13 protein-coding genes are annotated in these 13471 nt (G+C 60.0%); 6 read left to right on the top strand and 7 right to left on the bottom strand.

The window, feature by feature from the left end; translation table 11 throughout:
- Positions 1–59 precede the first annotated feature (59 nt).
- From IWX85_RS04720 to IWX85_RS04690, 7 genes are all read right to left on the bottom strand, one after another.
- Positions 60–1418 (bottom strand): TolC family outer membrane protein, encoded by a 1359-nt coding sequence (locus IWX85_RS04720; protein ID WP_196868918.1) that lies wholly within the window; start codon positions 1416–1418, stop codon positions 60–62.
- A gap of 110 nt (positions 1419–1528) precedes the next feature.
- Complete coding sequence (locus IWX85_RS04715; protein WP_036809709.1) at positions 1529–1894, bottom strand: rhodanese-like domain-containing protein; 366 nt, start codon at positions 1892–1894, stop codon at positions 1529–1531.
- 29 nt (positions 1895–1923) lie between these two features.
- Entirely contained in the window at positions 1924–2613 is a 690-nt protein-coding gene (locus IWX85_RS04710; RefSeq protein WP_036809712.1) for a protein-L-isoaspartate O-methyltransferase, read from the bottom strand.
- Between the two features lie 81 nt (positions 2614–2694).
- A complete protein-coding gene (locus IWX85_RS04705; RefSeq protein WP_196868917.1) occupies positions 2695–2895 on the bottom strand; it encodes a hypothetical protein in 201 nt (66 codons plus the stop codon).
- 3 nt (positions 2896–2898) lie between these two features.
- The gene (locus IWX85_RS04700) at positions 2899–3573 is read right to left on the bottom strand and encodes a TetR/AcrR family transcriptional regulator (RefSeq protein ID WP_370584223.1); all 675 of its coding nucleotides are present in this window, start codon (positions 3571–3573) and stop codon (positions 2899–2901) included.
- Between the two features lie 299 nt (positions 3574–3872).
- The gene (gudD, locus tag IWX85_RS04695; RefSeq protein WP_196868916.1) at positions 3873–5207 is read right to left on the bottom strand and encodes a glucarate dehydratase; all 1335 of its coding nucleotides are present in this window, start codon (positions 5205–5207) and stop codon (positions 3873–3875) included.
- A 355-nt stretch (positions 5208–5562) separates the two neighbouring features.
- Positions 5563–5994, bottom strand: a complete 432-nt coding sequence (locus IWX85_RS04690; protein ID WP_231379539.1) for a MauE/DoxX family redox-associated membrane protein — start codon at positions 5992–5994, stop codon at positions 5563–5565.
- A gap of 325 nt (positions 5995–6319) precedes the next feature.
- On the opposite strand from IWX85_RS04690, the gene fdhD reads away from it, so the two are divergent.
- Genes fdhD through IWX85_RS04660 form a run of 6 tightly spaced genes read left to right on the top strand, consistent with a single transcriptional unit; the run spans position 6320 to position 13426 of the window.
- Positions 6320–7165 (top strand): formate dehydrogenase accessory sulfurtransferase FdhD, encoded by an 846-nt coding sequence (gene fdhD, locus IWX85_RS04685; protein WP_231379538.1) that lies wholly within the window; start codon positions 6320–6322, stop codon positions 7163–7165.
- A 5-nt stretch (positions 7166–7170) separates the two neighbouring features.
- The gene (locus IWX85_RS04680; protein WP_196868914.1) at positions 7171–8097 is read left to right on the top strand and encodes a COX aromatic rich motif-containing protein; all 927 of its coding nucleotides are present in this window, start codon (positions 7171–7173) and stop codon (positions 8095–8097) included.
- Complete coding sequence (locus tag IWX85_RS04675; protein ID WP_196868913.1) at positions 8090–10153, top strand: cbb3-type cytochrome c oxidase subunit I; 2064 nt, start codon at positions 8090–8092, stop codon at positions 10151–10153. Before IWX85_RS04680 ends, IWX85_RS04675 begins: the two co-directional genes overlap by 8 nt.
- Positions 10150–10776, top strand: coding sequence for a cytochrome c oxidase subunit 3 (locus IWX85_RS04670; RefSeq protein WP_036809725.1), 627 nt, complete (start codon positions 10150–10152; stop codon positions 10774–10776). The genes IWX85_RS04675 and IWX85_RS04670 overlap by 4 nt, the downstream gene beginning before the upstream one ends.
- Complete coding sequence (locus IWX85_RS04665) at positions 10773–11084, top strand: cytochrome C oxidase subunit IV family protein (RefSeq protein ID WP_196868912.1); 312 nt, start codon at positions 10773–10775, stop codon at positions 11082–11084. The genes IWX85_RS04670 and IWX85_RS04665 overlap by 4 nt, the downstream gene beginning before the upstream one ends.
- Before the next feature lie 47 nt (positions 11085–11131).
- Positions 11132–13426: an FdhF/YdeP family oxidoreductase gene (locus tag IWX85_RS04660; protein ID WP_196868911.1), complete on the top strand. Its 2295-nt coding sequence runs from the start codon at positions 11132–11134 to the stop codon at positions 13424–13426.
- Positions 13427–13471 lie beyond the last annotated feature (45 nt).

The raw sequence follows: 13471 nt of genomic DNA, 5'->3' as shown, positions 1-13471 counted from the left end.
AAAAATCAAGGCTTTGCGCAGGCGTGGTGGACGCAAGCAGCTATGGATTCAGTAGTGAATCAGCGGGTCAGCAAGCCATTGACCTGCTGCAAATCCCCGGGCGTCAGCGTGCCGCTGGCCTGGCGCAGCCGCAATCCGCCGAGCAGCACGTTGTAGCGCGCCTGTGCCAGGTCGCGCTTGGTCTGGAACAGCTGGCTTTGGGCGTTCAGCACGTCGATGTTGATGCGCACGCCGACCTGGTAACCGAGCTTGTTGGCGTCCAGCGCGCTCTGGCTGGACAGTTCGGCGGCTTCCAGCGCACGGACCTGGCCCTGGCCCGATTGCACACCAAAGTAGGCAGTGCGCACGTTTTGCGACACGCTGCGCCGCGTGCCTTCAAGGTCGCTCAGCGCCTTGTCGCGCAGCGCCAGTGTTTCGCGGATGCGGTTTTGTGTCGAGAAACCGGCAAACAGCGGCACATTGAGCAGCAGGCCGACGCTGCCGGTGTTGGCACGCGAGGAAATGCCGGACTGCACCACGGTATTCGACGGATTTTTGGTGACGTTGTAGCTGGCGGTGGCGTCCAGCGTCGGTTTGTGGCCGGCTTCTGCTTTCCTGATTTCCAGGTCGGCAATCTCGGCATTGCTGCGCGCCTGGCGAATCGCGGGGTTGAGCCCTTCGGACTGGCTGACCCAGGTGTTGACATCCGCCGGCACCACATCGGGAAGGTTCACGGGAAAGGCCAGGGGCCGGGGCTGCGATTCGGTGATGCCGACCAGCTGGTCGAGCGCGATCTTGCGCACGCGCAGGTCGTTTTCAGCGGCGATTTCCTGGGCGCGGACCAAGTCAAAGCGCGCCTGGGCTTCGCGGGTGTCGGTGATGGTCGATGTGCCGACTTCAAAATTGCGCTTGGCAAAGGCCAGTTGCTCGTTCACCGCTTCCTTTTGCGCGCGCACAAAAGCCAGCGTGTCCTGCGATGCCAGCACGTCAAAATAAGCCTGGCTGGTGCGAACGATCAGGTCTTGCGCGGCGGCTTCCAGCTGGGCGCGCGCCAGGTCAACCTGCCGGAAACCCTGCTCGTAATTGGCCCAGTTGCCCGGCCGGTACAAGGGCTGGCTGGCGCTCAGCGTGGCGTTTTGGGTGTTGAAGCTGGTGCTGCGGTCTGCCGTGGCGGTGGCGCTGTCAATGTTGATGCGCGAGGCACCCGCAGACAGGCCGGCGCTTGGCAATATGCCGGCCTGGGCCTGGTCGGCACGCGCCAGGTTGGCGTCGTATTGCAGCTTGGCCGACTGGTAGGTGGCGTCAAAAGCACGCGCTGATTCATACAACTCGACCAGGCTCTGCGCCTGCGCCAGTGGCGCCAGGCTTGCCAGCGAAAATGCGACCGAAACGGCAAGCATCGACCGGCGGGGTGCCGACAATTGGGTGAGCAGGGTCATAAAAGTCTTGCCGAGGTTGAATGAATCAAGGATTAAAACGCAGCGTGGCCAACGCGCCAAAGACGGCGGCCCGGTTCACCGTGTCGCACCACAGCCGCCCAACAGGCCTTCTAGTAGCGAGGAACCGATGGATCGACCTGCTGCGTCCAGGCGTCGATGCCGCCCTGCAGGTTGACGACTTCGGCAAAACCGCCTTGCGCCAGGTAGTTGGCCACCTGCTGGCTGCGCATGCCGTGGTGGCACAGGCAGGCAATGGGATGCCCGGTGCCGAGCATGTCCTTCAGTTCGGCCAGGCGCGCTGGAACCTCGCGCATGGGCAGGGCCAGCAGGCTGAAGCCGTCTTCCCGGACCGATGCGGTTTGCACTTCCCAGGGTTCGCGCACGTCCAGCACCACCGGAAGGACGGTTGGCGCCAGATCAGCAGCGACACGGTCGCGCCAGGCGGCAAAGTCGGAGGGATTGAGTTGAGAAATCATTCGGCTGGCCTTGCGGTGGGTTCAGGGGGTCAGAAAGTGAATTTGGACGGCTCGGGGAAATTGAGCAGCCGGGGCGCCACCGTGTCCCACGCTTGCGCGGTGCGAAACGATTCTTTGCCGACGCGGGTGATGAGCGTGGCGCGCATCATCGGCTCGTAGCCGACGATGGCGCTCAGCCGGCCGCCGACTTTGAGCAGGTCAAGCAGCGACGGCGGCACTTCAGCGACCGAGCCGCTGAGCACGATCACGTCGAACGGGCCGCGCAGTGGGCCGTTGTCGGACACTGTCTCGGCCAGGTTGGCCGCGCCGTCAGCCAGACGCACTTCGGCGTTGTAGATGCCAGCCTTTTGCAGATTGCGGCGTGCGGTTTCGGCCAGCGCAGGCTCGATTTCAAGCGTGATGACCTGTTGGGCGCGGTGCGCGAGCAGCGCGGTCATGTAGCCGGAGCCAGTGCCGATCTCCAGCACTTTTTCATGTTTTTGCACGGACAGGTCCTGCAGCAGCCGGGCTTCAACCTTGGGCGCGAGCATGCACTGGCTGGGATTGTTCTGTGGCGGCAACGGGATTTCCATGTCGACAAAGGCCAGTGCCTTGCAGGCCGGTGGCACAAAGTCCTCGCGCCGGACCAGGGCGAGCAGGGCCAGGACCTGGCTGTCCAGCACTTCCCAGGGGCGGATTTGCTGCTCGATCATGTTGAAGCGGGCTTGTTCGTAGTTCATGGCAGATGGGTGGTGAGGCGGTGGTATTGAAAAGAAGAGGGCATGCAGCGCAGGCGCTGATTTTAGACGGCGTGCGATGCATTAACTCTGACGCGGATTGAGCGCAGGGGCTTTCGCTGCCGGCAACGGTTTACCCCGGAACCTGCCCTTGCGCCCTTGCGCCAAGTTGTCCCTGTCGGCGTGACGGAAATCGCTTTCACGCTCCGTGAGGCCCTGCAGTTCGCCGGTAAAGCGGGATTTGGTGAACGCAAGGCCCAGCGCCCTTGGCATGGCGCGCTTCATGCTTCAGGCCTGTGGGTCGCCTGGCGCGGCGCGCATGCCGTCCAGAAGAATGCCCAGCTGCGATGCGATGTATTTTTGGGGATCGAGTGGACAATCGATGGGCATGCATACCCCCATCGAATGCTGCGACAGGATCATGAAGACCATCGGTGCGACCACGCTGTACACCGCATAGTCCAAATCCATGCTGCGAAATTCGCCGCGGTCGATGCCGCGCTGCAGGATGCGGCGAATCAATGAATGGCCGGGCTGGACGACTTCCTGGTGGTAGAAGGCGGCAATGTCCGGGAAGTTGCCGGCCTCGCTCATCATCAGCTTGGTCAGGCCCGAGGCCCTGGTCGCGCCGACCCGGTCCCACCAGCTGTTCATGCAGTAAGCCAGCATGTCGCAGCTGCTGCCCTTGAACGCTTCAAAGTCGCTGTTCCATTCGACCAGGCGACCTGAAATGCTTTCGCGCACCACCGCCTTGAACAGCTCGTCCTTGCTGGGAAAGTAAAGGAACAACGTGCCTTTGGACACGCCGGCACGCGCCGCGACTTCTTCCACCCGGGTGGCCGCAAAGCCTTTTTCAACAAACAGGTCGAGCGCAGCGTTGAGCAGTTCGCCGGGCCGGGCCTCTTTGCGGCGCTCGCGTTTGGCGCCCGGGGTGGGGGAGGTGTCGGTGGACAATGAAGTGATTTCTATATTACTGACTAATGGGTTAGTAATATAACTTTTTGCCTTTGTGACGTCAACCGCCAGGCCCGCAGTGATGAACGACTGGATAATCCGGAAAAGAGTTCATGGCGCAAGGCGGCCAGCGGTGCTTTTGGCTGAGGCGAAGTGGTTTTATTTCGCTATAACAGTTTCAGTATCAAAAAGGCTGCTTGCGCATGTACAGTGTGCGTAAGCAACTATGAATACTGTAGCAATTAATCCCTGATTACCTTCTGCGCCGTGATTGGGAGGCGGTTCGATCGGGCTGCAAGCGCGCGCGCTTATCGGTCGAACGCCGGGCGTTTCGGGTCGAAGGTCCAGTTGGGAATAAGGCTTTGCATGGCAGCTGCGTCGTCGCGAGAACCCAGGCCGTGCCGCTTGTACAGCTGATGGGCTTTTTCGACCTCGGCCATGTCCAGCGCGACGCCCAGGCCGGGCTTCTGGGGCACCTGAACCAGACCGCCGACGATCTGCAGCGGCTCTTTCGTCAGGCGCTGGCCGTCCTGCCAGATCCAGTGCGTGTCGATGGCCGTGACGCGGCCCGGCGCGGCAGAGGCGACGTGGGTGAACATGGCCAGCGACACGTCGAAATGGTTGTTCGAATGCGAGCCCCAGGTCAGCCCCCAGTCGCGGCAGGTCTGCGCCACGCGCACCGAGCCGGCCATGGTCCAGAAGTGCGGGTCGGCCAGCGGAATGTCCACCGATTGCAGCGACAGCGCATGCGTCAGCTGGCGCCAGTCGGTGGCGATCATGTTGGTGGCCGTGGGCAGGCCGGTGGCGCGGCGGAATTCGGCCATCACCTCACGGCCTGAAAATCCGTCCTCGGCGCCGCACGGGTCTTCGGCGTAAGCGACGACGTTCTTCATGTCCTTCATCAGGCGAATCGCGTCTTTCAGCAGCCAGCCGCCGTTCGGGTCGAGCGTGACCCGCGCTTGGGGGAAGCGCTCGTGCAGCGCCGTGACGGCCTCGATTTCTTCCTCGCCACGCAGCACACCGCCCTTGAGCTTGAAGTCGTTGAAGCCGTAGCGCGCATGGGCCGCTTCGGCCTGGCGCACGATGGCCTCGGGCGTCAGCGCCGTTTCATGGCGAACGCGCGACCAGTCGTTGTCGGCGTCAGGCTCGCTGTTGTAGGCCAGACCGGTCCGGCTGCGGTCGCCGACATAAAACAGATAGCCGAGCATCTCGACCGCTTCGCGCTGCTGGCCTTCGCCGAGCAAGGCGGCCACTGGCACGCCCAGGTGCTGGCCCAGCAGGTCGAGCAGCGCCGACTCCACGGCCGTCACGGCGTGGATGGTGGTGCGCAAATCAAAGGTCTGCAGCCCGCGCCCACCGCTGTCGCGGTTGGCAAACTGGCTGTGCATCTGCTGGAGTACGCGCAGGTAGCTGCCAATGGGCTGGCCGACGACCAGTGCCCGGGCATCTTCCAGCGTCTGGCGGATTTTCTCGCCGCCCGGCACCTCGCCCACACCGGTATTCCCGGCGTTGTCGGTCAGGATCAGGAGGTTGCGCGTAAAGAAAGGGCCGTGCGCGCCGCTCAGGTTGAGCAGCATGGCGTCGCGGCCGGCGACGGGGATCACTTGCAGGTCGGTTACCAGCGGGGTGGAGTGGGTGGGCATGGAGGGGTGTTTAAAAGGTTGGAAAAAGGCGCTGGCATGAAAGCCCGTTCACCAACCCCATCGCCCGGCGGACGACAGGTTGCGTATGCGTTCAATCAATGCCGATTATTTCCGTTTCAACGAACCTGATGGCGTATCTTCCCAATCCGTCGGATCAAAACTGAACTTGTACAGTGTATTTTTTCTATGGAGCGCCTGGCTCGTCAGGCGGGTTGCCAACAATGTTTTTTGCAGTGTTGGACAGAGCCAGCAGCAGTTTGCCGTGCGGCCTGAACGCTACGCCCATGGTCAGGTTGCAGCCCTGATGCATCAAAAAATCAGCCAGAACATGAATTCAGCCAGCCTGAATCCTGCATCAAACCCGGAAAAGCGGCACCACAAAAGAAGCAGGCGGCACAGGTCTTGACCCAATCCAGGCAATCAGTGCGAGCAATGCCGCCTGCAAGGGCAGCCGCAAGACCAGTGCCCAATAGGGGAAAGAGGGAAAAAGCGCCGGCTGCTGCAGCATGTAGACATGTGCCGGTGTCACTGCCAGCGTCAGGGCGAACAGTCCCCAGGCTGCAAGGCGACGGGTCGGCTGCCATAACAGGCCGACAGCGCCGAGCAGCTCGAATACGCCGCTGGCCAGCACGGCACCGCGCGGCCAGGGAATATAGGGCGGCACGATGCGCATTTCGGCTTCGGTGAAAACGAAATGGCCGATGCCGCCTATGAAAAACCAGAGAAAAACACATCCTAAAGCCAGGCGCATGGCCGGTTTGAGCGTGCTGCGAGGTATGTCCATCATGTGTCTTATGCCTTGATGTCCCGAAAGGCGCAAGCACCTTCGATGTCAAATTTGAAGCTTCTCACGCACTGATGCACTTCGCCGCTGGCTTCCGACAAAACAAGCTGGCACGTTCCTACAGTCCCTTTTGCCCGCATGACCAGAATGGTTTCGATGCAGTCGTACCCGAATCGTGTTTTTCTTCCGCGCAAGGCGTACAAATATGCGTGAAAATGCCGATTTGCTGGTGGCGCTGCCCGGTCCGGACCAATGCGAACAAAAGCGATCACTATTCGGGACGGTACCGGCTCCGCTCACCAAGAATTTTTTGGCGAAAGACGATGGCTTGGTTGAACAACCTTGCCAGGGAGCGCAGAAGTGCCAGGTAAGCGGCTTTCGGGAAGGCACCGGGTTTGAAGCCGATGACTGGGTGGCAGACGAAGTGCCGGTGGCGCTGGAGTTCAATGGCATCTCGCATGCGGTGATGTTGGCAACGCCTCTGGATCTCGCCGAGTTCGCGCTCGGATTTGCGCTGAGCGAGGGCATCATCGATGCGCCAGCCGAGCTTTATGCGGTGGACGAGGAGTTGTCTGAACTGGGTATCACCCTCAAACTCAACGTGGCAAGTGCAGCCTTTGCGCGCCTCAAGTCTCGCCGTCGCTCGCTGGCAGGGCGCACGGGTTGTGGCCTGTGCGGCACCGAAAGCCTGAACCATGTCGCGCGTGATTTGCCGGTTCTGCCGGACACAGCGCCCATCAGCCGCCTGGCGGTGGCGCGGGCAATGTCCGGCATTGTGGCCCTGCAAGCCTTGCAGCAAGCCACGGGTGCCGTCCATGCCGCCGCGTGGTGTTCGCCGCAAGGCGAAGTGGTGTGCCTGCGGGAGGACGTGGGACGGCACAACGCGCTTGACAAGCTGATTGGGGCGCTGGCTTTGAACAAGGTCAACGCGTCCACCGGATTCATTTGTGTGACCAGCCGCGCCAGTTTCGAGATGGTTCAAAAAGCGGCGTCGGCGGGTGTGCCCCTGCTGGCTGCCGTCTCGGCGCCGACCGCGCTGGCCATCAGGACGGCGCAGCGCCTTCGCATGACGCTGGTGGGTTTTGCCCGCCGGCAGGACCTGGTGGTCTACAGCCACGAAGAGCGGCTTGACATGGCGGCATGCCTTGGTCGCACTGCCCCGGTTGAAGCCTGATTGACGTGGCCGCCAGCATGTTTGACGTTTTGAGGAGTAAAAAAATACATCAATTACTGGCGACGACAGTACGGCGGGCTTCGGTGGCGCTGGCAAGTTTGCTGGTTTCTGGCTGCACTCCGATCGGCTTGGGCTTTTTAAATCCAGCCGGGCCTGTCGCTGCATCACAGCGCGACCTGTTCGTCAACGTGATTTTGCTGATGCTGGTGGTCATCATTCCAGTATTTATTTTGATGCCGCTGATTGCCTGGCGGTATCGGTACAAAAACCGCAGCGCCCTCTATCGGCCGAACTGGACATTTTCATGGCCGCTCGAAATTCTGATCTGGGGCGTGCCGGTCGTCATTGTTGCAACGCTGAGCGTTTTCGTGTGGCGTGCAACCCATCATCTTGACCCGTACCGGGCCATTGCTTCCAACAAACCGGCGCTTGAAATCCAGGTTGTCGGACTGGACTGGAAGTGGTTGTTCATCTATCCGGACCAGCGCATTGCAACCGTAAACGAGCTGGTCTTTCCGGTCGACCAGTCAATACGGCTGCTGATCACCAGTGATACGGTGCTTCAGTCATTGATGATTCCGCGTCTTGGTGGGCAAATTTATGCCATGGCTGGCATGCGCACTGAACTGAACCTGAAATCGGACGCGCCTGGAATTTTTACCGGGGAAAACACGCAGTACAACGGCAAGGGTTTTCAAGATCAGAAGTTCAAGGCCGTTGCCGTTTCACCGGATGAATTCAGCGCATGGATTTCACGCGTACAGGCTTTGCCCACGCGGCTTGACGTCGCCAGATACGCCGAGCTCAGCCAAAAATCAGTGACGCCCACGCCGCTGTTTTTCTCGAAAGTCGAGCCGGGTCTTTTTGACAAGGTCATCGCGCGCTACCACCACGGCGGCACGGCCATGCAGGCCATGACAGCCAATGACTGAAACCTATGGGTTGAGGCATTGGGTATTTGGCAATCTGGGCTATGACGCCTTGCCTTTTTACAGCCTGCTGGCTAGCGTGGCCGCCGGTATGGTGGTACTGGGTGCGCTAACAGTCGTCGGTCTTGTCACGCGTTATGGCAAATGGCGCTATGTCTGGTCTGAATGGCTGACGAGCCTGGACCACAAGCGCATCGGCATCATGTATGTGGTGCTGGCAATGGTGATGTTGAGCCGCGCGCTGGTTGAAGCGGTGTTGATACGGCTGCAACAGGCAGTGGCCATCAATGCCCCCGGGTTTTTGGAGCCCGAACACTTTGCGCAACTTTTCAGCACGCACGGCACGGTCATGATTTTCTTCGTGGCGATGCCGTTCTTGACCGGCCTGATCAACTATGTGATGCCGCTTCAGATCGGCGCGCGCGACGTGGCCTTTCCGCTGCTCAACTCAATCAGTCTGGGACTAACCGCTTCAGGGGCTGCGCTGGTCATGGTGGCGCTGGTGGTGGGCAGGTTTTCGACCGGCGGCTGGACCGGCTACCCGCCCTTTACCGGCATCGAATTCAGTCCCGGCGTCGGTCCGGATTACTGGATTTGGGCCGTGTCGCTCACTTCCCTTGGCACCACGATGACCGGCATCAATTTCGCGGTGACGATTTATAAAAACCGCGCACCGGGGATGCAGCTGTTTCGCATGCCGCTGTTTTGCTGGACGGCACTGTGCACCAGCATTCTGATGCTGTTTGCGATGCCGCCCCTGACGGTCGCCACCGCGATGCTGGCCCTTGACCGTTACCTGGGCATGCATTTTTTCACCAATGACATGGGGGGCAACATCATGAACTATGCCAACTTGTTCTGGCTGTTCGGCCACCCCGAGGTGTACATCCTGATTCTTCCGGCCTTTGGTGTGTATTCGGAAGTGATTCCGGTGTTTGCCACCAAGCGCCTGTACGGCTATGTGTCGCTGGTGTACGCCACCATGGCCATTGCGGTGCTTTCCTTCACCGTGTGGCTGCATCATTTCTTCACGATGGGCCAAACCGCAAATATGAACGCGGCCTTCGGCATAGCCACCATGACCATCGGCATTCCGACAGGTGTCAAGGTATACGACTGGATATTGACCATGTTTCGCGGGCGTATCCGTTTTACCGTGCCCATGCTGTACGCGCAAATGTTCATCGTGACCTTCGTGCTGGGCGGCATGACCGGCATCATGCTGGCCACGCCGCCGCTCGACTATGTGGTGCACAACACCGTGTTTTTAGTGGCTCATTTTCACAACATGCTGATCCCCGGTTTGCTCTTCGGCATGCTTGCGGGTTACCAGTTCTGGTTTCCCAAGGCGTTCGGGTTCCGGCTTGACGAGACCTGGGGGCGCATCGGTTTTGTTTGCTGGTCAGCCGGTTTTTATCTGGCTTTCATGCCGCTTTACGTGCTGGGAGTGCAAGGCATGCCGCGCCGCAGCCAGGCGCTTTTCGAGTCGGCCTATCGGCCATGGTTGCTGGTTGCGGCAGTGGGTGCACTGGTGCTGTTTTGCGGCCTCGCCAGCCTGTTTATCCAGTTGTGGGTCAGTATTCGGCGCCGTGATCAAAACCGGGTTGCTGCGGGCGATCCGTGGGATGGCCGTGGACTGGAATGGTCGGTTGCGGCGCCACCACCTGCCTACAACTTTGCCGTTCTTCCTGAAATCAGTGGCCGCGATGCATTCTGGCAAAGCAAGCTGCGTGCACAAGCCTATGTGCCAGCCGCGCATTACGCGGATATCGAGCTGCCCAAAAACAGTGCGATTGGCGCGGCCATCGCAGTAGCCGGCACTGCCTGCGGTTTTGGACTGGTCTGGCACATCTGGTGGCTGGCCATTTTGGGTTTCGTTGTGATTTGGGGTGCCGTCATCGCCAGAAGCTTTGTGCGCAACACGCAGCAGGTGATCAAGGCAGATGATGTTTGCCGCAGTCACACCGGCTGGTTGACGCGCGTTGGCAATTGCGTTGCCATTTCGCGCGAACTCGAAACCACTGCGTCCAATCAGGGCCTGGCGAGGGCAGAACCATGAGCATCCGTCAGTTCAGGCACGCAGGCCTCAACCTTGAGGGCGACGATACGGCAACGCAAGCCGGGGTGGAAAGCACCGTGTTTGGCTTTTGGGTGTTCCTGATGAGCGATGCCGTGTTGTTTTCGCTGTTGTTGGCCACTTACGGCGTGATGTTGCCGGGGACCGCTGGTGGGCCGGTTCCATCGGAAATTTTTGAGTTGCGCAGTGCCTTTGTCCAGACGCTGATCCTGCTTTTCAGCAGCTTCAGTTTTGGCATGGCCTCACTGGCGATGAAATATCAGCACAGCCAAAAGCTGCTTGTCATCTGGCTGGTCTTGACGCTGGTGCTGGGGCTGGCATTTCTGGCCATGGAAGGCCGAGACTTTTCGACCCTGTTTGAAATTGGAGCCGTGCCCAGCCGCAGCGGATTTTTGTCTGCTTTTTTTGCATTGCTATCTACCCACGGCCTGCATGTCGCGGCGGGCTGTATCTGGATCGTCGTGTTGATGGCACAGCTCAAGGTTTTCGGCAGGGACACAGGGGTAAAGACCAACCTGCTGCGACTGGGCCTTTTTTGGCACTTTCTGGACATTATCTGGATCGCGATTTTTTCGGTCGTCTATCTGCAGGGGCTGATTCGGTGAAAGCGCAGTCCGACTATCGGCACGACTTTCGGTCCTATGTAAAGGGATTGGTGCTGGCACTCATATTGAGTTGCCTGGCCTTTGCCCTGGTGGCCTGGCAACTTGCAACGCCGACCGTGACTTTATGGAGTGTTTTTGGACTGGCTCTGCTTCAGGGTATTGCGCATTTCAGGTATTTTATGCACGTCGATCTTCGCAAATCCGTCCGTGAAGACCTCCAGCTCATTCTTTTTGCAAGTCTTATCGTGCTGCTGATGGTGGGCGGAACGCTTGTCATCATGTTTAATCTACGCCACCGCATGATGTGAAAAGCCTGTGTGTCAACGACCAAAAAATGGTTTAACCCGGAATTGAAATGACCACCAATCCTTCGACCATATCGAAAAAAGAGGCGCCCCCGGCAGGTGGCTGGGGCTCACTCAAAGGCATCGCCAGTGTCTTGTTCCGGGAGCGTGCGAGCCCGGCCGTTCTTGAAACACTGGCCAGTCAAAACAAGGCCGGCGGTCATATGTGTACCTCGTGCGCCTGGGGAAAGCCGGCCGATCCGCATGTGTTCGAGTTTTGCGAGAACGGCGCCAAGGCCACCATCTGGGACTTGACCATCGACCGCTGCACGCCCGGTTTTTTTGCACAGCACAGTGTCACCGAACTGCGGGGCTGGAGTGACTATGACCTGGAAATGCAGGGGCGCTTGACCGAGCCGCTTCGCTACGATGCGGTTACGGACAAATACCTTGCCTGCAGCTGGCAGGAAGCGTTTGACGGCATTGGCCAGGAACTCAAGGCGCTGGACCCAAAGTCGGTGGTTTTTTATACCTCCGGAAAAGCGTCGCTTGAAACCTCCTACCTGTTTGGGCTGTTTGGCCGTTTCTATGGGCACAACAACTTTCCCGACAGTTCCAACATGTGCCACGAGACAACCTCGGTCGGGCTCAAGAAAGTGATTGGCTCGGCCGTCGGCACCTGCGTGCTGGAAGATTTTGACCATTGCGATGCGATCTTTTATTTTGGCCAGAACCCCGGCTCCAACAGCCCGCGCTTTCTGCATCCGCTGCAAGAAGCCGTCAAGCGGGGCTGCAAGATCATTACCTTCAACCCGGTCCGCGAAGCGGGTCTGGTGCAATTTATAAATCCGCAGAGTCCGGTGGAAATGCTGACCGGCCACGGCACCGATCTTTCGCATATGTATCTGCAGGTTCGTCCGGGCGGTGACATCGCAGCGCTGATGGGACTGTGCAAGCATGTGCTGGCGGTGGACGACAGCCGTCAGGCGGCTGGCCAGCCGGGCGTGCTCGACCGCGAATTCATCGCGCAACATACCGACGGGCTGGAAGCGTTCGCGGCTTCGGCCCGAGCCGCCGAGTGGGCGGAAATCGAAGCCGTGTCGGGCCTGGTGCGTGCTGATATCGAGCAGGCCGCCGAGGTTTATATTGCCGCCGAGCGGGTCATCGGCGTGTATGGCATGGGCCTGACGCAGCATGTCCATGGCTCGCAGTGCATCGGCCTGTTCGTCAACCTGTTGCTGCTGCGGGGAAATATCGGCCGGCAGGGCGCCGGCATGTCGCCGGTGCGCGGCCATTCCAACGTACAGGGACAGCGTACGGTGGGCATTTCCGAAAAGCCGGAACTGGTGCCGCTCGACAAGCTGGCCGGAATGTTTGACTTCGAACCACCGCGCGAAAAAGGCTTGACGACGGTCGATGCCTGCGAAGGCATTCTTGATGGCTCTGTGCGCGGCTTTGTGAGTCTGGGCGGAAACTTTGTGCGCGCCATTCCGGAGCGTGAAGCCATGGAAAAAGCCTGGCGCGCCATGGCGTTGACGGTCAATATCGCCACCAAGCTCAACCGCAGCCACCTGGTGCATGGCCGCTCCGCCTACCTTTTGCCCTGTCTGGCGCGGCCCGAGGAAGACGTTCAGGCAAGCGGCAGCCAGTCGGTGTCGATCGAAGACACCTTCAGCCACATTTATGGCTCGATCGGCAAGCGCACACCGGCCAGCGGGCATCTTTTGTCCGAGCTGGCCATCGTCGCCGGCATGGCAAAAGCGACCTTGCCGGTGCATCCGAAATGGCAGTGGGACGACTGGGTGGGCGATTACAGCGTGGTGCGCGACCTGATCGAGGAAACCTATCCCGAGGAGTTTCGCGATTTCAATGCGCGCATGTTCGACAAAGGCGGTTTTTACCGTGGCAACAAGGCGCGTGAACGCACTTGGGAAACCGACAGCGGCAAGGCCGAGTTCACTGATCCGACGGTGATGTCAGCATTGGGTGTGGGCGATGCGCCGGGCCGCTATCACCTCATCACGATGCGCTCCAATGACCAGTTCAACACCACCATCTATGGGTTCAGCGACCGGCTGCGCGGGCTGGAGGGTTCGCGCGCCATCCTGCTGATCAACCCCGCCGACATGTCGCGGGCCGGCCTGAAGGAAGGCGATCTCGTCAGCCTGGTCAGCGACGCGGGCGACGATGTGCACCGCGAGGTTCCGGGTCTGAGGGTCACGTCGTTCAACCTGCCGAACGGGTGCGTAGGGGGCTACTACCCGGAGATGAATGTCCTGATACCGCTGTGGTATCACGACCAGGCGTCCAAAACCCCGGCGTCCAAAGGCGTGCCGGTGCGCATTCAGGCCGCGGTTCAGGCCTAGCAGAAGCGGTCCCCATGGCTGTTAAAAAAATAGCGGAGATCGCCC

Origin of the sequence: Polaromonas sp. CG_9.11 (assembly GCF_015752225.1) — a bacterium.
GTDB lineage: Bacteria > Pseudomonadota > Gammaproteobacteria > Burkholderiales > Burkholderiaceae_C > Polaromonas.
This window is presented reverse-complemented; position numbering and strand designations above follow the sequence as displayed.

Bases quoted from the DNA above. Each gene is read 5' to 3' on its own strand.
- IWX85_RS04720 (WP_196868918.1), bottom strand. From the start codon at position 1,418: ATGACCCTGCTCACCCAATTGTCGGCACCCCGCCGGTCGATGCTTGCC.
- IWX85_RS04705 (WP_196868917.1), bottom strand. From the start codon at position 2,895: ATGAAGCGCGCCATGCCAAGGGCGCTGGGCCTTGCGTTCACCAAATCC.
- gudD (WP_196868916.1), bottom strand. From the start codon at position 5,207: ATGCCCACCCACTCCACCCCGCTGGTAACCGACCTGCAAGTGATCCCC.
- IWX85_RS04660 (WP_196868911.1), top strand. From the start codon at position 11,132: ATGACCACCAATCCTTCGACCATATCGAAAAAAGAGGCGCCCCCGGCA.
- IWX85_RS04710 (WP_036809712.1), bottom strand. From the start codon at position 2,613: ATGAACTACGAACAAGCCCGCTTCAACATGATCGAGCAGCAAATCCGC.
- IWX85_RS04670 (WP_036809725.1), top strand. From the start codon at position 10,150: ATGAGCATCCGTCAGTTCAGGCACGCAGGCCTCAACCTTGAGGGCGAC.
- IWX85_RS04715 (WP_036809709.1), bottom strand. From the start codon at position 1,894: ATGATTTCTCAACTCAATCCCTCCGACTTTGCCGCCTGGCGCGACCGT.
- IWX85_RS04675 (WP_196868913.1), top strand. From the start codon at position 8,090: ATGACTGAAACCTATGGGTTGAGGCATTGGGTATTTGGCAATCTGGGC.
- IWX85_RS04690 (WP_231379539.1), bottom strand. From the start codon at position 5,994: ATGATGGACATACCTCGCAGCACGCTCAAACCGGCCATGCGCCTGGCT.